General features: G+C 68.3%; 16 protein-coding genes. 10 read left to right on the top strand and 6 right to left on the bottom strand.

Translation table 11 applies throughout. The annotated features are described in order from the left end of the window. A complete protein-coding gene (locus tag DA1_RS08425; protein ID WP_034392214.1) occupies positions 1–1107 on the bottom strand; it encodes an alkene reductase in 1107 nt (368 codons plus the stop codon). 220 nt (positions 1108–1327) lie between these two features. On the opposite strand from DA1_RS08425, the gene DA1_RS08420 reads away from it, so the two are divergent. Next, positions 1328–1888 (top strand): dihydrofolate reductase family protein, encoded by a 561-nt coding sequence (locus tag DA1_RS08420; RefSeq protein WP_034392217.1) that lies wholly within the window; start codon positions 1328–1330, stop codon positions 1886–1888. Between the two features lie 29 nt (positions 1889–1917). On the opposite strand, the gene DA1_RS08415 is transcribed toward DA1_RS08420, so the two are convergent. The 3 genes from DA1_RS08415 to DA1_RS08405 all read right to left on the bottom strand — a co-directional run bounded on the left by DA1_RS08415 (position 1918) and on the right by DA1_RS08405 (position 5664). Next, positions 1918–2868 (bottom strand): LysR family transcriptional regulator, encoded by a 951-nt coding sequence (locus DA1_RS08415; RefSeq protein ID WP_034398359.1) that lies wholly within the window; start codon positions 2866–2868, stop codon positions 1918–1920. Positions 2869–3001: 133 nt separating this feature from the next. Beyond that, positions 3002–4516, bottom strand: coding sequence for a 4-hydroxyphenylacetate 3-hydroxylase family protein (locus DA1_RS08410; RefSeq protein ID WP_034398361.1), 1515 nt, complete (start codon positions 4514–4516; stop codon positions 3002–3004). Further along, positions 4516–5664, bottom strand: a complete 1149-nt coding sequence (locus DA1_RS08405; RefSeq protein WP_034392220.1) for a branched-chain amino acid ABC transporter substrate-binding protein — start codon at positions 5662–5664, stop codon at positions 4516–4518. The genes DA1_RS08410 and DA1_RS08405 overlap by 1 nt, the downstream gene beginning before the upstream one ends. Positions 5665–5951: 287 nt before the next feature. Here DA1_RS08405 and DA1_RS08400 point away from each other — a divergent pair, with 287 nt between their 5' ends. From DA1_RS08400 to DA1_RS08370, 7 genes are all read left to right on the top strand, one after another. Beyond that, on the top strand, positions 5952–6869 hold the full coding sequence (locus DA1_RS08400) for a branched-chain amino acid ABC transporter permease (RefSeq protein ID WP_013802992.1): 918 nt from the start codon (positions 5952–5954) through the stop codon (positions 6867–6869). Further along, the gene (locus tag DA1_RS08395) at positions 6869–8050 is read left to right on the top strand and encodes a branched-chain amino acid ABC transporter permease (RefSeq protein ID WP_026062742.1); all 1182 of its coding nucleotides are present in this window, start codon (positions 6869–6871) and stop codon (positions 8048–8050) included. Before DA1_RS08400 ends, DA1_RS08395 begins: the two co-directional genes overlap by 1 nt. Beyond that, positions 8040–8867, top strand: a complete 828-nt coding sequence (locus DA1_RS08390; protein WP_016448201.1) for an ABC transporter ATP-binding protein — start codon at positions 8040–8042, stop codon at positions 8865–8867. The genes DA1_RS08395 and DA1_RS08390 overlap by 11 nt, the downstream gene beginning before the upstream one ends. After that, positions 8860–9558 (top strand): ABC transporter ATP-binding protein, encoded by a 699-nt coding sequence (locus DA1_RS08385; protein ID WP_016448200.1) that lies wholly within the window; start codon positions 8860–8862, stop codon positions 9556–9558. Before DA1_RS08390 ends, DA1_RS08385 begins: the two co-directional genes overlap by 8 nt. Before the next feature lie 115 nt (positions 9559–9673). Beyond that, positions 9674–10948: a flavin-containing monooxygenase gene (locus DA1_RS08380; RefSeq protein WP_034392223.1), complete on the top strand. Its 1275-nt coding sequence runs from the start codon at positions 9674–9676 to the stop codon at positions 10946–10948. 53 nt (positions 10949–11001) lie between these two features. After that, positions 11002–11436 carry a RidA family protein gene (locus tag DA1_RS08375; protein WP_012204875.1) on the top strand — a complete coding sequence of 145 codons (435 nt, stop codon included), beginning with the start codon at positions 11002–11004 and terminating at the stop codon, positions 11434–11436. Positions 11437–11489: 53 nt separating this feature from the next. Beyond that, on the top strand, positions 11490–12167 hold the full coding sequence (locus DA1_RS08370) for a DUF1028 domain-containing protein (protein ID WP_034392226.1): 678 nt from the start codon (positions 11490–11492) through the stop codon (positions 12165–12167). Between the two features lie 67 nt (positions 12168–12234). Here DA1_RS08370 and DA1_RS08365 read toward each other — a convergent pair whose 3' ends face one another. Next, positions 12235–15204, bottom strand: a complete 2970-nt coding sequence (locus DA1_RS08365) for a diguanylate cyclase (RefSeq protein ID WP_080736997.1) — start codon at positions 15202–15204, stop codon at positions 12235–12237. 318 nt (positions 15205–15522) lie between these two features. Further along, positions 15523–16494: a LysR family transcriptional regulator gene (locus DA1_RS08360; protein ID WP_034398365.1), complete on the bottom strand. Its 972-nt coding sequence runs from the start codon at positions 16492–16494 to the stop codon at positions 15523–15525. Positions 16495–16612: 118 nt separating this feature from the next. Between DA1_RS08360 and DA1_RS08355 the strand changes: the two genes are divergently transcribed. Together DA1_RS08355 and DA1_RS08350 are read left to right on the top strand one after the other, a co-directional pair. Next, entirely contained in the window at positions 16613–17863 is a 1251-nt protein-coding gene (locus DA1_RS08355) for a serine hydrolase domain-containing protein (RefSeq protein WP_034392229.1), read from the top strand. Beyond that, a complete protein-coding gene (locus DA1_RS08350; protein WP_034392231.1) occupies positions 17860–19032 on the top strand; it encodes an MFS transporter in 1173 nt (390 codons plus the stop codon). The genes DA1_RS08355 and DA1_RS08350 overlap by 4 nt, the downstream gene beginning before the upstream one ends. Positions 19033–19041 lie beyond the last annotated feature (9 nt).

Below are 19041 nucleotides of genomic sequence, written 5' to 3'. Positions count from 1 at the left end.
TCAGGCAGTGGCGAGGGCTGCGTAGTCCGAGTAGCCGCGCGCGTCGCCGCCAAACAGGGCCTTCGGATCGAATGCGGCCAGCGGCGCCTGGGCGGCGTAGCGCGCCGGCAGGTCCGGGTTGGCAATGAAGGGGCGGCCGAAGGCGACGAGGTCTGCCAGGCCCTCGTGCAGGATGGCTTGGGCGCGCTCCGCGTCGTACTTGCCCGCAACGATCACCTTGCCCTGGTAGGCGCGGCGCAGCGCGTGGCGGAAGTCCTGCGGAATCTCGGGCGCATCGTCCCAATCGGCCTCCGACAGGTGGATGTAGGCCAGGCCGATCTCGTCGAGCCTGCTGGCCAGATGCAGGATGGTCTCAATGATCTGCGGGCAGTTCATGTTGCGCTGCGTGATGAAGGGCGCCAGGCGGATGCCGGTGCGCTCGGCCCCGACCTCGCCCGCCACGGCGGCCGCGACCTCTTCGGCGAAGCGCGTGCGCTGGGCGATGCCGCCGCCGTAGGCGTCGGTGCGGTGGTTGGAGGTGGTGCGCAGGAACTGATCGATCAGGTAGCCGTTGCCGCCGTGGATTTCCACGCCATCGAAACCGGCACGCATCGCATTGGCCGCGCCCCTGCGGAAGTCGCCGATCACGTCCTGGATGTCCTGTGCGCTCAGTGCGCGCGGTACGGGGCAGTCGACCATGCGGCCGACACCGTCGTCGCCGACCACCCAGACCTGGGCTTCGGGCGACAGCGCCGAAGGCGCGACCGGCAGGCCATCGGCGTGAAAGCTGGCATGCGACATGCGGCCAACGTGCCACAGCTGCAGCACCATGCGCCCGCCGGCGGCGTGCACCGCGTCCGTGACGCGGCGCCAACCGTCCACCTGCGCCTCTGAATAGATGCCGGGGGTGAAGCTGTAGCCTTGGCCCTGGCGGGAGATCTGGGTGGCTTCCGAGACGATCAGGCCGGCGCTGGCGCGTTGTGCGTAGTAGGTGGCCATCAATGCATTGGGCACGTCGCCTGGCTGGCTGGTGCGGCTGCGCGTCATGGGGGCCATCACCATGCGGTTGGGCAGGCTGAGCGGGCCGAGCTGCAGGGGGCTAAACAGGTGCGTGAAGGCGGTGGTCATTCGGTTTCTTGGCGGAGCTGTAGAGGTGTTGGGGCGGTGGCGGAAGTCCGGTTCGCAAGTCGTCTGGGCATGGAGCGATGTTGACCTGGGTGTTTCAATTGAAAAAGACCCGCAGGACTGAAGGCGGTTTCAAAAGAAATTTGACGATGAGGTCAGGGCCCGGCCTGCACAACATCCGGGCGGATGGCCTTGCCCCGCCTGCCTGGCTACCATCTCCCCCATGAAGACCCAATACTTCGCCGCCACCTCACTCGACGGATTCCTGGCCACGGAGGACGATTCCCTGGACTGGCTGTTCCCGCTGGGCGACATGCAGGCCACGGGCTACCCGGAGTTCATTGCCGGCGTGGGCGCGCTGGCCATGGGGTCCGCCACCTACGAATGGATGCTGCGCCACGCGGATACGGTGGCCAGGGAGACCGGGGCGGCGTGGCCCTATACGCAGCCTGCCTGGGTGTTTTCCAGCCGCACGCTGCCTGCTATCCCGGGTGCCGATATCCGGTTTGTCAGTGGTGATGTGCGTGCCGTGCATGCGCAGATGCAGGCGGCGGCAGGCGGGCGCAATCTCTGGATCATGGGAGGCGGGGACCTGGCAGGCCAGTTTTATGACGCGGGCCTGCTGGACGAGATGATCCTGTGCGTGGGCTCGGCCACGCTGGGCCGGGGCAAGCCGCTGTTCCCGCGCCGGGTGCTGCATCCGGTGCTGCGCCTGCTGTCGGTTCGGCAGATTGGCGAGGGCATGGCGGTGCTGCATTACGAGGTGCGCAAGAGCACGGCCTGACGGGCTCCCTGATTCGGTCTGCGCGCCGCTCAGTTCGCCTCCCCGCGCCCAGGCGCCGTCATCCCCGGAATGTATTCATTGGAGATGAAGCTGCGGCAGCGGTGCATGAAGGCTTCCACCACGTGGCGGGGCTTTTGTTCGCGGGCCCAGGCCAGGCCCAGTTTCATGGGGCGGTGGTTGCCGTTCAGGTGCAGGTTGACGATCTTCTTGCCGTCCAGCGCGTGGGAGTTGCGCGGGCGCACGTTGACCAGGGAGTAGCCCACGTCGTTGGCGACCAGGGAGCGCACCACATCGGGGCTGGCGCTGCGGGCCGCGATCAGGGGCGAGACGCCGGCTTCGCGGAACAGCGACATGAAGTATTCACGGCTCAGGGGCAGGTCCAGCAGGACCATGGGCAGCTGGGCCAGCGCCTCCAGCGTGGTGGAGCGGTGGTTGGCCAGCGGATTGAGTTCGCTGACGATGACCATGGGCGGCAGCTGGGCCAGGGGCTCGAAGCAGATGTCCGATTCGGCCACCAGCAGGTCGTAGGTGATGGCGACATCGATCTGCGCGGTGCGCAGCTTGTGGATCAGGCCTTCCTGGTGGTCCTCGATCTGGGTGACCGTGGCCTTGGGGTGGGCGCGCGCGAATCCCTGGCACAGCTCGGGGGCGACCATGGCCGCCAGCGTGGTGAAGCAGCCCACGCGCACGGGGCCGCGCACCTGGCTTTGCGCGCTGCTGGCCACGTCGTACAAGGCCATGGCCTGGTCGAGCAGGCCGCGGATCTCCCGCAGGACCTCGGCGCCTGCGGGCGTGACGGACAGGCCTTGCGCATGGTGGCGCACGAACAGCGGCACCTGCAGCTCCGCCTCCACCTGGGTGATGGCCGATGAGATGGACGAGGGCGAGACGTGGATGCGGTTGGCGGCCTCGGCAATGCTGCCGAATTCGCCCGCCGCCACGCAGTATTCCAATTGTCTGAAGGTCAGTCGTGTCAGCACGGTGTGCAAGAGGTGGAGAGGGGGAGGGCGGCCAGGGTGGTCCGCCGCGTAGTTGACCAAGCGGCGGACCGCGCTGCAAGAGGCCCTTCCCGCAAGGCGCCTGCATTGTGCGGCGGTCGGGCACCGGCAGCCTTCAGTCGCTGGCGTTGTGATTGCGAAACCATTGCGCCACCGCACCGTCGCCCTGGGCCGGCGCCTGCGTGGCCTTCACGCGGTCCGTCAGGCCGGCGGACTTGCCCACGAAGTCCAGCGGCGCATCCCAGTTGAAATGCCGGTACACGGCCGCCGTCTGGGCGTAGGGCGGGCATTGCGCAAACAGCTGGAAGCTGAGCCGGTGGCCGGCGTGGTCCGAGTCGAGCAGGTCGCGCGCATAGGCCAGCAGCCTGCGGCGGTCGTCGGCCTGCGATTGCGGCCCGAGCGTATAGAACTTGCGCAGCCAGGGGCCGGTTTCCTCGTTCTCGAAGCTGGCGTGGTCCGGCGTCAGGCAGACCTGGCCGCCGCACAGCTCGCGCACGGTGTTCATCATGTGGTGCAGCTGGCTGGTGGCCAGAGACCGTCCCGTGAACAGCAGCGACTGGTTGGGCATCATCAGCCCGGCCGGGCTGCGCTCGGCCAGCGCGATGGCGGCCGTGAGGTGGGCGTTGATGCCTTCGCGGTAGCAGGCCAGGCCGGCCAGCCTGTCCTGCACGGCCTGCAGCTTCTCCACGCCGGTCTGGCGCGCGTTGTGCAGGGCCGTGCCTATCAGCATGTCGGCCAGCTTGAGGCTGCGCTGCAGGAAGGTGAAGGCCGAGTAGCGGTGCAGGGTGTCGCGCAGGAAATGGGCGGCGCGGGTGTGGCGGTAGAACAGCACGTTCTCCCAGGGAACCAGCACGTCGTCGAAGACCACGATGGCGTCCACTTCGTCGAAGCGATGGCTCAACGGATGGTCCTGGGCCGATGCGCGGGCGGCCAGGCCCGGGCGGCAGATGAAGCGCAGGCCGGGCGCGCCCAGGTCGCAGATGAAGCCTATGGCGTATTCGGACTGCGCAGCGTCGCCCCAGTGCGCCAGCCCCGGCTTGGTGAAGGCCTGGTTGGCATAGGCGGCGGCGGTCTCGTACTTGGCGCCGCGCACGATGACGCCTGCATCGGTCTCCTTGACCACATGCAGCAGCACGTCGGGGTCCTGGTCCTGCGGCAGGCGCGAACGGTCGCCCTTGGGGTCGGTGTTGGCCGATACGTGGAAGAGGTCGCCCTGCACCACGCGGCGGATGTGGGTGCGGATGTTGGCGGAAAAGCGCGGGTCCAGCTCGTTGAGCACGTCCTGGCCGTCGAACAGCGACCACATCTCGCCCACGCTCTCGTCGCCCACGCGCATGACCACGCCGCCCATGTCCTCCAGCAGCAGGTCGGTGGCGCGGCGCTTGTCCCACCAGTCCTGGCGTGTCAGCGGCAGCTTGTGGGCGATGGGGTGGCGCTCGCCGTCGCCTTCGTCGTAGGTGAGCGCGTCGCGCAGCGCGGCCTCGTGCTGCAGGTCGTACATGCGCGCGCGGATGTCCACCAGCGGCTTGAACATGGGGTGAGTGGTCACGTCCTTGACGCGCTCGCCGTTCATCCAGACCCGCCGGCCATCGCGGATGGAGTCGCGGTACTGGCTGCCTGTCCTGATCATCAGCGGCTGGCCCACTTGCCGTCTTTGACCTCGTGCAGCTGCAGCTCCACGGGCACCTGCGTCTGGCCGTTGGCGTCGAAGGTCACGGTGCCGGTCACGCCGTCGTAGCGTATGGCGCGGATGGCCTTGGCCACGGCCTGCCGGTCCTTGGTGCCTGCCGTCTTGAGCGATTGCAAAAGGATGCCGGTGGCGTCGTAGGCGTACTTGGTGTACGGGCTCTCGGAGTCGGCATAGCCCTTGGCGGCATAGGCGCGGCTCATGGCGTCCAGCCGGGGGTTGGTCTGCGATTTGGGCGTGCCGACGATGGTGCCGTCCGCGGCCGGGCCGGCGATCTGGATGAGCTGCGGGTCGAAGATGCCGCTGATGCCCAGCATGGGCTGCTTCATGCCCAGCTCGGCCATCTGCTTGCGCACGATGCCGGCCTCGGTGATCACGCCGCCGAAGTAGACCGCGTCGGGGTTCAGGCTCTTGATCTTGGTGAGGATGGAGCGGAAATCCGTGGTGCCCACGGGGTAGCTTTCCTCGGCCACCACGCTGCCTTTTTCTGCCTTGTAGAAGCTGCCGAACGAGGCCAGGTTGGCGCGCCCGTAGTCGCTGGTGTCGGCAATGATGGCGATCTTTCTTGCGCCCAGGCCCGTGGCGGCCCAGGCGGCCAGGGGCTTGTTCTCGTTGACCAGGGTGGGCGTCACGCGCGTGGTGTTGGCGAAGTTCTGGTCGGTGATCTTGGGGCCGATGGCGCCCCAGACGATGAAGGGCATCTGCACGCGGTTGAACACCGGCAGCGTGGCCAGGGCCACGGGGCTGTTCCAGTGGCCGATGGCGCCCGCCACGTCGCGGTCGTTGACCAGCTTGAGCGCGGCGGACACGCCGGTTTGCGGGTCGGAGGCATCGTCCAGCACCACGCCCTCCACCTTGAACGGCACGCCGGCCGTGGCATTCCACTGGTCGATGGCCAGCAGGAAGCCGTTCTTCGCGCCCAGGCCCTGCTGTGCGTTGCCGCCGCTGACGGGGCCGATGAAGCCCAGCTTCACGGTGGACTGGGACCAGGCCGCGCCGCAGGCCAGCGTGGCGGCGGCCAGCGCCAGGGCGGATGCGGCAAGGCGCCGGCGCGATGGCAGGAGGGCGGTGGTTGTCGTGAAGGCTTGCATGGTCGGTCGGTCCTGTTCAGGTGAAGACGAGGGGCAGCCATGGCGGCCCGGGGAGGCCGGGGCGGCGGGGCGCCACGGTGCGTGGCGGGCTGGCCGGCGCTGTCTGGCAACGCCGCCGGATCAATGTATCGCCGCACCTGCCCGGGACTGGATCGCGTTTTCCGAAGCAGCGCCTCGGCAAAAGCGACGCAGGTTTTGCGCGGTTTCTTGCTTCAATGGTTGCGTGACATGGAGACAAGCGAAGCCCCGCCAACCCGGCCGAACCCGACACAAGAGGAACCCTATCGATGCATGACGCGCTGTTCCAGCAACTCATCAACTGGCTGACCCTGGGCTGCATCTACAGCCTGCTTGCCCTGGGTTTCAGCCTGTTGTTTGGCGTGCTGCAGGTGATTCACTTTTCCCATGGCGACGTGGCCATGGTCGCCCCCTTCATCGCCCTGGCGGCCGTGCAGGCCCTGGCCGCCGCGCTGGGCGGCTCGGCCACCTGGCTGGTGCTGGGCCTGGCCTGCCTGGTGGCCATTGCGGCGGTGGGAGGGCTGGGCGTTGCCCTGGACCGGCTGGTGATCAGCCGCTTTCGCAATGCGCCGGCCATGATGCCGCTGGTGGCCACGGTGGCTCTGGGCATCGTGATCCGCGAGCTGATCCGCCACCTGTACCCGCAGGGCAGCAATCCGCACGCGTTCCCGGCGATTGCGCAGGGGGCCGTTCCCACCCCGTTCGGGCCGCTGCCCCTGATCAGCGTGGTCTCGGTGCTGGTGGCGGTGGCGCTGGTGGGCGTGCTGCTCTATGTGCTGCACCACACGCCCATGGGCATGCGCATACGCGCCGTGTCGCAGGACCGCGAAACCGCGCGGCTGTTCTCCATTGCGCCGGGGCCGGTGTTTCGCAACACCTTCTTCATTGCCTCGGCCACCGGCGCGGTGGGCGGCATCTTCCTGGCCAGCTATGCGGGCGTGGTGCGCTTTGACTTCGGCGTGCAGGCGGGGCTGATCGGCTTTTCCGCCGCGGTGGTCGGCGGCCTGGGGCGGCTCGGGGGCGCCATTGTCGGCAGCCTGCTGATTGCGGCCATCGAGACCATCGTGCAGGGCTATGTGCCCAATGGCACCTCGTACCGCCTGGTGTTCGTGTTCGCGCTGGTGATCCTGGTGCTGATCTTTCGCCCCGCCGGCCTGTTCGGCGTTCAGAAAATGGAGAAGGTGTGATGCAGACAACGACGATACAGGCGCCGCCGCAGGCGGCACCACGGAGTGCGGGCTCTGCCGCCATCGTGCTGGGCGTGGCCCTGGCGGGCGCCGTGCTGCTGCGCCAGTTCCTGCTGGCCGAAAGCTGGATCACGGTGCTGGCGTTGCTGGCCTGCTTTGCCGTGGCCCTGGTCGCGGTGCAAAAGCGCCCGCTGGTGGAAGACCGCATCGTGGCCGCCTTCGGCCAGTGCAGGCCGCTGGCGGTGGGCACGGGCGTGGTGCTGGCCCTGGTGTTTCCGTGGGTGCTGGGCGGTGACAGCTACGCCATGCACCTGATGATCATCGCCTGCCTGTACGCGGTGCTGGCGCTGGCGCTGAACTTCCAGCTGGGCAGCGCCAACATACCGAACTTCGCCACCGGCGCGTCCTACGGCATCGGCGCCTATGCGTCGGCCCTGCTGGCCATCCACTTCGGCGTGAGCTTCTGGATCTGCCTGCTGGTGGCCGCCGCCGTGGCCACGGTCTTCGGCTTTTTGCTGGGCCTGCCGTCCATGCGCACCCGCGACAGCTACCAGGCGCTGGTGACGATCGCCTTCGGCATCGTCGTGCACCAGCTGCTGATGAACCTGGAGTGGACGGGCGGCGCCAACGGCCTGGTGGGCATTCCTTCGCCCACATTGTTCGGGCATTCGTTCAACGACCCCATCACGCTGTGGGGCCACAGCCTGCCGGGCCAGGCCAACTTCTACTACGTGGCCGTCGCCCTGCTGGGGCTGGCCATCGTCTCGGCGCAGCGCCTGCACAGCTCGCGCGTGGGACTGGCCTGGAATGCCCTGCGCGACGACGAGATCGCCGCGCGCGCCTGCGGCATCAACGTCACCTGGTTCAAGGTCAAGGCCTTTGCGGTGGACGCCTTCCTGGCGGGCTTCGCGGGCACGGTGTATGCGTTCTATGTGAGCTTCATCTCGCCGGACAACTTCACCTTCCTGGTGTCGGTGACCATCATGACGCTGGTGATCGCAGGCGGCATGGACAACACGCTGGGCGTGATCGTCGGCGCCTTCCTGCTGACCATGCTGCCGGAGAAGCTGCGGGCGTTTTCCGACTACCGCATCCTGTTCTACGGCCTGGTGGTGATCGCCTTCCTCATCATCCGCCCGCGCGGCATCTTCCCCCAACGGGTGCGCAACCATGAGCATTGATTCCCATCCCACCCACCATGCCGCGCCCGCAGGTCCGCTGGTCCTGGAGGGGCGTGGCCTGACCATGCGCTTTGGCGGCCTGACGGCGGTGCAGGGCGTGGACATCCACCTGGCGGCGGGCGAGGTGCTGGGCATCATCGGGCCCAACGGCGCGGGCAAGTCCACCTTGCTGAACCTGCTGACCGGCATCTACCAGCCCACCGAGGGCGAGGTGCTGCTGCAAGGCCGCTCGCTCAAGGGCATGGCCGCGCACGACATCGCGGGCGCCGGCATTGCGCGCACCTTCCAGACCAGCCGGCTGTTCGGCTCGCTGAGCGTGCTGGACAACGTGATCATCGGCATGCACGCGCGCACCCGCTGCGGCGTGCTCACCGCGCTGCTGCGCCCGGCCGTCTCGCGCGCCGAGATGAAGCGCTGCGCCGAGCGCGCCTGCGCGCTGCTGCAAAGCGTGTCCAGCGACCTGCACCAGCGCCGCAACGTGCTGGCCAGCAGCCTGCCGCAGGCCGACCGCCGCCGCTTGGAGATTGCGCGCGCCCTGGCCGCCGAGCCCCGCATCGTGCTGCTGGACGAGCCCTCCAGCGGCATGGACGACCGCGACACCGATGCGCTGATCGCCGACATCCAGCGCCTGCGCGAAGGCAATCCGGCGCTGGGCTTCATCATCATCGAGCACGACATGCGGCTCATCGCCACCTTGCCGCACCGCGTGATGGTGCTGGACTACGGACGCAAGATCGGCGACGACAGCTTCGAGGCGGTGCGCCGGCTGCCGCGCGTGCAGGAAGCCTATCTGGGCAGAAAGGCCAGCCATGCTTGAACTGGACTCCATCAGCACACGCTATGGCGTGGTGAACATGCTCAACCAGGTCTCGCTGCAGGTGCCCGAGCACAGCATCGTCTGCCTGCTGGGCCCCAACGGCGCGGGCAAGACCACCACCTTCAAGGCGATTGCGGGCCTGCTGCCCGTGCACCACGGCGCCATCCGCGTCATGGGCCAGCCGCTGGCGCGCATGCGCACCGAGGACCTGGCCGGCCTGGGCGTGGGCTTCGTGCCCGAAGGGCGGCGCCTGTTTGCCGAGCTGACCGTGCAGGAAAACCTGAAGATCGGCCACGACGCGCTGCGTCCGCAGCAGGGCTTTGCCCAGGCGCTGGAGCGCGTGGTGGCCCTGTTCCCCCGGGTGGGCGAGCGCCTGTCGCAGGCGGCCGGAACCCTGTCCGGCGGCGAGCAGGCCATGGTGGCGCTGGGCCGCGTGCTCATGGGCGAGCCGCGCCTGGTGGTGATGGACGAGCCCACGCTGGGGCTGTCGCCCAAGCTCATCGAGGAGTACTTCGAGACGGTGCAGCGCATCCACAGCCAAGGCATCACCGTGCTGCTCATCGAGCAGAACGCCGAGGCGGCGCTGTCCATCGCCCACACCGGCTATCTGCTGCTCAAGGGCCAGCTGGTGGCCTCGGGCACGGCCAGCGAGCTGCTGGCCAACGACGTGGTGAAGCACCTGTACCTGTAGCGCCGCACGGGCGGCCTTCACCTTCTTTCCTTTTTTATTGCGGACCACACCAAGGCAGTCGGCACTGCGCCGATGCGGGACGGCCTGCGCCTTTTTTTCCTGAGAGACCCACACCATGACAGCTGAAATCCAAACCATCAACACGCTCGTGGTCGGCGCCGGGCAGGCCGGCATCGCGGCCAGCGAACACCTGAGCCAGCTCGGCGTAGAGCACCTGGTGCTGGAGCGCCAGCGCATCGCCCAGGCCTGGCGCACGGGGCGCTGGGACTCGCTGGTGGCCAACGGGCCGGCCTGGCATGACCGCTTTCCGGGCCTGCAGTTCAAGGGCGACCGCGACGGCTTTCCCGGCAAGGACGAGGTGGCCGACTACTTCGAGGACTATGTCCGCCAGATCAAGGCGCCCGTGCGCACCGGCGTGGAGGTCAGGCGGGTCACGCGCAACCAGGGCCGGCCGGGCTTCACGGTGGAAACGTCCGAGGGCGTGATCGAGGCCCGCAACGTGATCGCGGCCACGGGGCCGTTCCAGGTGCCGGTGATCCCGCCGATAGCGCCGGCTGCGCCCGCCGATGGCCGCCTGCTGCAGATCCATTCCGCGCACTACCACCGCCCCGCGCAGCTGCCCGAAGGCGCCGTGCTGGTGGTGGGGGCAGGCTCCTCGGGCGTGCAGATTGCCGATGAACTGCAGCGCGCGGGCCGCAAGGTGTTTCTCTCGGTAGGCGCCCATGACCGGCCGCCGCGCGCCTATCGCGGCCGTGATTTCTGCTGGTGGCTGGGCGTGCTGGGCGAATGGGATGCGGCCATTGCCAAGCCCGGCCGCGAGCATGTGACCATTGCCGTCAGCGGCGCGCGCGGCGGCCACACCGTGGACTTTCGCGCGCTGGGCCACCAGGGCATCACCCTGGTGGGGCTGACCGAGTCCTTCGCCGATGGCCGGGTGCGCTTCAGGGACGACCTGGCCGAGAACATCGCCAACGGCGACGCCAACTACCTGGCCATGCTGGATGCGGCCGACGACTACATCCGCCGCAACGGCCTGGACCTGCCCGAGGAGCCCGAGGCGCGCAGGCGCCTGCCCGATCCGGAGTGCATGACCCATCCGCTGCGCGAACTCGACCTGGCTGCCGCAGGCATCACATCCATCATCTGGGCCACGGGCTACAGGGTGGATTTCAGCTGGCTGCAGGTGGACAGCTTCGAGCCCGGCGGCAAGCCGCGCCACCACCGCGGCGTGGGCCATGAGCCCGGCATCTACTTCCTGGGCCTGCCCTGGCTGTCGCGCCGTGGCTCGTCCTTCATCTGGGGCGTGTGGCATGACGCCAAGTTCGTGGCCGACCACATCGCCAAGCAGCGCCGCTACAGCGACTACGACGCCGCTGCCCGCAGCAGGTAGCAGGTAGCGCGCTCTGAGACACCTTCCCATCCACCCCCTGCAGGAACCAGACCATGCCCACCCATACCCGCATCCGCATGTTCAACACCAAGGACACCTATCCCAACCAGTCGCTGGACAACGACCTGTGCCAGGCCGTGCGCGCTGGCAACACCGTCTATGTGCGCGGCCAGATCGGCACCGATTTCGAGGGCAATCTGGTCGGCCTGGGCGATCCGCAAAAGCAGGCCGAGCAGGCGATGAAGAACGTCAAGCAGCTGCTGGAGGAGGCGGGCAGCGACCTGTCGCACATCGTCAAGACCACCACCTACATCATCGACCCGCGCTACCGCGAGCCCGTCTACCGGGAAGTGGGCAAGTGGCTCAAGGGCGTGTTTCCCATCTCCACGGGGCTGTGCATCTCGGCCCTGGGGCAGCCGCAATGGCTGATGGAGATCGACGTGATCGCGGTCATCCCCGATGACTGGCAGCCGCCGGCCAGCGCCTGAACGTCAACCACAGCAATCACCTGGTACAGCCGCATCGGCAGGAGGAAGAAACCATGACTTTTTCGATTGTGGGGCGCTGCGAGCGCACCGGGCAGCTGGGCGTGGCCATCAGCTCGTCCAGCATTGCGGTGGGCGCGCGCTGCCCCTGGGTGCGCGCGGGCGTGGGCGTGGTGTCCACGCAGAACATCACGCTGCCCGCCCTGGGCCCGCGCGTGCTGGACCTGCTGGAGCAGGGCGCCGACCCCCAGGCCGCGCTGCGCCAGGCGCTGGACGACGGCAGCTGGCCCCAGTACCGCCAGGTCACCGTGGTGGACGCGCAGGGCCGCACTGGCGTCTTCAGCGGCAGCCAGGCGCTGGGCATCTTCACCAGCGCCGTGGGGCGGCAGTGCGTGGCGGCGGGCAACCTGCTGGCCAGCGAACGCACCATCGAGGCCATGGTGCCGGCCTTCGAGCGCAGCGCGGCGCTGCCGCTGGCCGAGCGCCTGCTGGCCGCCATGCAGGCCGCCATGGCCGCGGGCGGCGAGGCCGGGTCCGTGCATTCGGCCGCGCTCAAGGTGGCGGGCGAGCACAGCTGGCCCATGGCGGACCTGCGCGTGGACTGGTCCGAGCACGATCCCATCGGCGCGCTGCAAAGCCTCTGGGCCGCCTACGCGCCGCAGATGCAGGACTACCAGACGCGCGCCATCGATCCCACGGCCGCGCCCAGCTACGGGGTGCCCGGCGATGAGTGAGGCGGCCGGGTAGCTGACACATCGCCTTGCCCGGGCGTGCGGGCGTGTCGCGGCACTGGCATCGCGCTCACTTGGCGTCCGAAATCACGGGGGTATCGGGCGTCCAGCACGTGGTGCGATTGCGGCCATTGCGCTTGGAGAAATACATGGCGGCGTCGGCCCGCTCCAGGCAGCGCTCGACCGATGCCTCGCCCTCGTCCATGAGGCATACGCCCAGGCTCACGGTGAAGCGGATCGGGCTGTCCTGGCCCTGTACGGACACGGCCAGCGCCGCCACGGCCTCACGCAGGTTCTCCGCGCGCCGCAGTGCGGTCGGGGCGTCCACGTCCGTCAGCAAGACGGCGAATTCCTCGCCGCCCAGGCGGCCCAGCATGTCGCCCTGGCGCAGCTCCTTGGACACCGCGATCACCAGATGCCTGAGCACCTCGTCGCCCACGCCATGGCCGAAGCTGTCGTTGACGCGCTTGAAATGGTCGATATCCAGCATGATCAGTGCCGACGGATGGCTCAGTCCCAGGCGCAGGTGCTCCAGCTCCGACTCCATGCGCGTGATGAAGGCCCTCCGGTTGCTGGCACCCGTGAGCGCATCGGTCAATGCCAGGGCTTCGAGCTGCGTTTCGCGCCTCTTGTAGTCCGTCACGTCGTGGAATACCCAGCAGTAGCCAAGCAGCCGCTCCTGCCTGCGAAGCGGCAGCAGCTCCGTTTCTATATGGCGGCCGTTGGACAGGGCAAAGATCGTTCGTTGCGACAGGGCACCTGCCCCCGGTTGCGGCGCAGGCTGCAAGGCCGTTGCCATGGCCGGGGGCAAATAGGACAGCAAGGTCTGCAGGCTTTTCCCCACAAGGTCCGTGGCGGACAGCGGCAGCTCGAACAGGTCCACCAGCATTGCGTTGCTTGCCCTGATGCACTGCCCCGCATCGTCGGTCACCAGGATGCCCGACGGAAATTTCTCGATGATGGCCTCCAGCCGCTGCTGGACCTCGTGCAATGCACTCTCCGCCTGATGGCGGGCATCTACGTCGAACAGGGTCCAGATCACATTGCCTTGGGGATCTTCGGGGTCCAGCAGTGCGCCCTGCATGTCGAACCAGCGCATGTGGCCGCCCTTGACCTTCAGTGCCCACTCGGTACGCACCGTGCCCTTCAGGCTCAGGCGCTCATACAGCGATGCGAAGCTGTCGAAACTGTCGCTGGACGGATGCAGCTGTTGGAATGAACACTGCGGCTCCAGTGCGCCCGCCGCAAGGCCAAAGCACTCGGCTGCCCGGGCATTGGCGTAGACGATGCTGCGGCGATGGCTGGCGACAAGCACCAGGGCGCTTCCGCGCTCCAGCAGGGCGCTCACCATGTGGGTCTGCTCCACCCGTTCCTGGATATCGGTGTGCATTCCCAGCATGCGCAATGCCTTGTTGTCGGCATCGCGCAGGGTGACTTCCCCGCGCGATTCGATCCATCGCCAGGAGCCATCGGCCTGCCTTATGCGCATCTCGACACGGAATGGGTCGCCGTGTTCGAGGTGGCGCCTGAGCCGTTCCTGGACGCGAGGCTGGTCCAGTGGGTGCAGCAGATGCATGAAGCCGGCCACGGTGAACGAACCGAGTGCCTGATCCGGCATGCCCAGCATCTGGTAGCAGCGGGCATCCCACAGCACCTGGTCCTGTTCGCGGTCCCACTGCCAAAGTCCGTCACGCACGGCGCCTATGGTCAGCCGCAGACGCTCCTCGCTCTCGTGAAGCGCCTTGCGCAGGCCTTCGTCCTGGGTGACATCGAGGATGTAGCCATGCCAGAGCACGGTTGCGTCTTCAGTGCGTTGCGGGCGTGCATGGCCCTGCAGCCAGCGCACGGAGCCATCGGCGGACTGCACGCGGTACTTGCAGGCCCAGTCCCCCTGGCTGCGCATCGCTTCGTCGATGGACTGCCTGAGCGCCGAGATATCTTCCGGATGAACCCGCTGTGCCAGGTCCTGCAAGGCAGTGCCTGCCGTATCCGCATCGATGCAGTGCATTGCATAAAAGCCGGGGTTGGCAAACGACAGGGCGTAGTGGCCGGCAGGGTCCCAGCTGTACTGGAACAGGCCGCCCGGGACTTCCTCGGACAGGAGATGAAAGCGCTCTTCGGACTGGACCCGCTGGTCCTCCTCCCGCCAGCGCTGGAACGCCAGCCAGGCCGTCAGCATCCCGCCCAGAAAAATCAGCAGCGTGCCTATCCCGTTGCGCCACAGGCTCTGCCGTATGGTCTCGTTGAGCGGGCCGAATACGGCCTCTCGGTCCAGCCCCGTGCTCACCAGGATCGGAAAGCCGCTCACGCGGCTCCAGGCATACATGCGCTGTATGCCGTCGGTGCTCGCCAGCGCCTCGTAGGTGCCATGCGTGACGTCGGGGGCAAACAGCGCCACCCGCTTCGCGGGCAGCTGGCGCCCGAGTACCCGATCCTGGTTCTGCGAGCGTGCAAGATAGGTGCCGTCCTCGCGCAGCAGCAAGATCACGTCGCGCGGGCTGTCGAAGATGGCCTGCAGCTGCCGCGACAGGTACTGCGGCGACAGCGACACCACCAGCACGCCAGCAAACGCGCCTCGGTGGTGCAGGGCGCGGCTCAGCTGGATACCCCATTGGCCGGAAACCCGTCCCTGCACCGGACGGCCGATGAAGGTTCCCTGCGTCAGGCCCTTCAGATGCGCCTGGAAATGTTCGCGGTCGAAAATGGACACGCCCTGCGCAGGCGGCTCCGAGGCTGCCAGGCTCGAATACACCACCTGGCCGTTCGCATCGGCCACGGCCACCTGGACGATGGTGCCGGGCGGATAGGCCTCCTGGACGCTGGCGACGGCCCGCCCGAACGCCTCGGAGTCACCCGACTCGTAGTCCTGCGCCAGGTCCCGCAGGGAATAGTTCAGGCCCGACAGCATGGTCCCGGCCTGCGCGGAAACCGCCTGGGACATCTGCGAGACGCGCAGCCATGCCTGATCCCGTGTGTAGCGCTGCATGTACTGGTGGCTGGCCAGCAACGCGGCCCAGTACAGCCCCGCTGCGAGCACCATCAAGCAGACGCCTGCAATGACGGCCAACGATGTTCTTGCGTGCGAGCGCGAGGAAAGGGCGGGACGATGGATAGCGGTGGAACGAGAAGACATGCAACGCAGCGAGACAAGAAAAAAGATCTGCAACGCCAGCTGTCAACCGCAATGGCCCACCGATATAGCGCCCCTGCACGCCACAGCGCTCGAGACGCAGGTCCTGCCTGCCGGTGGGCCAGAGCAACCGATATGACTCTGTGAATACGTCGCTCTATAAGCATGCTAACTCAGATAAGGGCCCGCGCGATAGCCAGCAAGTCAGGGCAGCAGCCGGCGGGCAGCCTATCTGCGCGTCTCGGATGTCTGGGGTGTCTTGGGTGTCTTGGGCGCGCCGGTCCTGGCAGCGTCCTGGGCCTGCCCGGGTTGCGCCTGCGGAAACACCCGCGCGCACAGGAAGTCCACCAGCGCCCGCAGCTTGGGCGAGGGGTGCTTGCTGGCGGGCCACAGCACGTGGAAGACATTGGTGTGCTCCATGCAGTCCGCCAGCACGGGCTGCAGCCGGCCGTCGGCCAGCGGCTCGCGGATGGAGAACTCCGGCAGGTAGGCGATGCCCAGGCCCTGCAGCGCAAAGCACAGCCGGGTTTCGATGTTGTTGCAGATCATGGAGGTGGGCAGCTGCAGCTCGGGCGCGCCCGCTGCGCGCCGCAGCACCCAGGGCTCCAGCTTGCCGCTGTGGGGGTAGCGGTAGTGCAGGCAGCTGTGCTCCAGCAGATCCTCGGGCACCCGGGGCGTGCCGCGCTGCGCCAGGTAGTCGGGCGAGGCCACCAGCAGGTAGCGGAAGTCGCCCAGCCGGCGCGCGGACAGGCGTGAGTCGGCGGGCGCGCCCGTGCGCACCACGGCGTCGAAGCCTTCCTCGATCACATCGACCAGCTGGTCGGTGAAGTCCAGGTCCAGCTCGATCTCGGGATAGGCGCGCATGAACTCTCCCAGCACCGGCAGGACCAGCGAACTGACCAGGGGCAGGCTGACCCGCAGCCGGCCGCGCGGCACGGTGCTGGCCTGCGACAGCTCCAGCTGCGCGGCCTCGATCTCGGCCAGGATGCGCCGGCTGCGCTCCAGGAACAGCGCGCCCTCGGCCGTCAGCGTGATGCTGCGCGTGCTGCGGTGGAACAGGCGCACGCCCAGCCGGTCCTCCAGCCTTGCCACGCTCTTGCCGATGGCCGATGCCGAGACTCCCAGCAGCCGGCCGGCCGCCACGAAACTGCGGGTCTCGGCGACCTGCACGAACACCACGAACCCGTTCAGGCTGTCCAAACGCCGCTCCTTCATTGCGGACGCCCAGTTCCGCATAAACCGGAAATCTACCCCACTTTTTCTTTAATCGCGGTCTTTCTATCGTCGGAACCCTGTTCATTTGATCCCGGGAATTCCCATGACGATTGCCCTTTCTGCAGCGCCTTCAGCACCTGCGGCGCCCGCTGCGCTGCCTGCAGCCCCGTTGAACTCGCCCCTGTCCGACCGCATTCATGCCGTGGTCCGGCAGGCGCTTGAGGCGCAGCGCCTGGTCGGCGCCGTGGTGCTGGTGGCGCGTGGCGGCGCCCTGGTCCACCGCCAGGCCGCGGGCTGGGCCGACCGCGAGCGCGGGCTGCCCATGGCCGTGGATGCGGTGTTTCGCCTGGCCTCGGCCAGCAAGCCCATCGTCTCGGCTGCCGCGCTGGTGCTGGTGGCGCGGGGACTGCTGGCGCTGGACGAGGGAGTGGAGCGCTGGCTGCCACGGTTCCTCCCCCGGCTGGCCGATGGCCGGCCCGCCCGCATCACCGTGCGGCAGCTTCTCAGCCACACGGCGGGGCTGGGCTACCGCTTCTTTGAGGCCGATGCACAAGGCCCCTATGCGCGCGCTGGCGTATCGGACGGCATGGACCGCCAGGCCATCGGCCTGGCAGAGAACCTGGAGCGCATCGCCAGCGTGCCGCTGCTGTACGCGCCGGGTACGGCCTGGGGCTACTCGCTGGCCACCGATGTGCTGGGCGCCCTCATTGAACAGGTGCACGGCAGGCCGCTGGACCAGGCCGTGCGCGAGCTGGTGACCGGGCCGCTGGGCATGACCGATACCGGCTTTGCCGTCACCGATGCGCTGGCCGCGCAGCGCGTGGCCACGGCCTATGTCAGCGATGTGCCGCAGCCCCATCCGCTGGCCGAGGGCGAGACCGTGTCGCCCTTCGAGGGGAGCATCGGCATTGCCTTCAGCCCTTCGCGCATCTTTGACGCCCAGGCCTTTGCCTCCGGGGGCGCCGGCATGGCGGGGACTGCAGGCGATTTCCTGCGGCTGCTGGAAGCCCTGCGCCAGGGCGGCAACACCCTGCTGCCCGACGCCCTGGTCGCCGAGATGGCGCGGGACCAGACCGGCGGGCTGGCCCTGCCCAATGCGCCGGGCTTCGGCTTTGGCCTGGGCTTTTCCGTGCTGCGCGATGCGGCGCAGGCGGCATCGCCGGAGTCGGTGGGCACCTGGCGCTGGGGCGGAGCCTACGGGCATTCCTGGTTCGTGGACCGGGCGCAGGAGCTCAGCGTCGTGGCCTTCACCAATACCTTGTACGAAGGCATGTCGGGGCGCTTCGTCAACGATTTGCGCGACGCGGTCTACGGGGTTTGTGAGGTCCACGGGGCTTGGGGAGAGCCGCAATGACCGGAACACGCCAGGACCGCCTGCCCGTTGCCTCCCTGCTGGCGTTGGCCATGGCAGCCTTCATCACCATATTGACCGAGGCGCTGCCGGCTGGCCTGCTGCCGCAGATGGCCCAGGGCCTGGCCGTGTCCGAGGCCTGGGTGGGCCAGACCGTCACCCTCTACGCCATAGGCTCCCTGGTGGCCGCCATACCGCTGACGGCCGCCACGCAGGGCATGCGCCGCCGCCCCCTGCTGCTGGCGGCGATCGCGGGCTTTGTCGTCGCCAACACGGTCACGGCCTTGTCCACGCACTTTGCGCTGACCCTGGTGGCGCGCTTTCTGGCGGGGGTCTCGGCCGGGCTGCTTTGGGCGCTGCTGGCCGGCTACGCGGCACGCATGGTGCCCGGCCATCTCAAGGGCCGCGCCATCGCCATTGCCATGGTGGGCACGCCGCTGGCGCTGTCGCTGGGTGTGCCGGCCGGCACCGTGCTGGGCCAGTGGGTGGGCTGGCGGCTGTGCTTCGGCCTCATGAGCGTGCTGGCGCTGGCGCTCATGGTCTGGGTGCGCGCCCGCCTGCCCGACTTCGCGGGGCAGGCGGCAGGCCGCCACCTGCCGCTGCGGCACGTGTTCACCCTGGCGGGCGTGCGCCCCGTGCTGTTCGTGGTGCTGGCCTTCGTGCTGGCGCACAACATTCTCTACACCTATATCGCGCCCTTCCTGGCGGTGGCGGGCATGGCCGCGCGCACGGACCTGGTGCTGCTGGTGTTCGGCGCCACCTCCGTGCTGGGCATCTGGATCACCGGCGTGCTGATCGACCGCCACCTGCGTGCGCTCACGCTGGCCAGCATTGCGCTGTTTGCACTGTCCACGCTGATGCTGGGCGTGGCCGCAGATGCGCCGGCCCTGGTGTATGCGGCGGTGGCCGTCTGGGGCCTGGCCTTTGGCGGCGCCGCCACGCTGCTGCAGACCGCCATTGCCCACACGGCGGGCGAGGCCGCCGACGTGGCGCAGTCCATGCTGGTCACGGCCTGGAACATGGCGATTGCCGGCGGCGGCATCGTGGGCGGCCTGCTGCTGGCGCGCATGGGCGTGGGCGCCTTCACGCCCGTGCTGCTGGCGCTGCTGTGCGCATCGCTGGCCGTGGTGTGGGCGGCCAGGCGGCATGGGTTTCCTGCGGTGTGCAGGTAGGGCAGACCG

This window comes from Delftia acidovorans NBRC 14950 (genome assembly GCF_001598795.1).
GTDB classification, from domain to species: domain Bacteria; phylum Pseudomonadota; class Gammaproteobacteria; order Burkholderiales; family Burkholderiaceae_C; genus Comamonas; species Comamonas acidovorans.
This window is presented reverse-complemented; position numbering and strand designations above follow the sequence as displayed.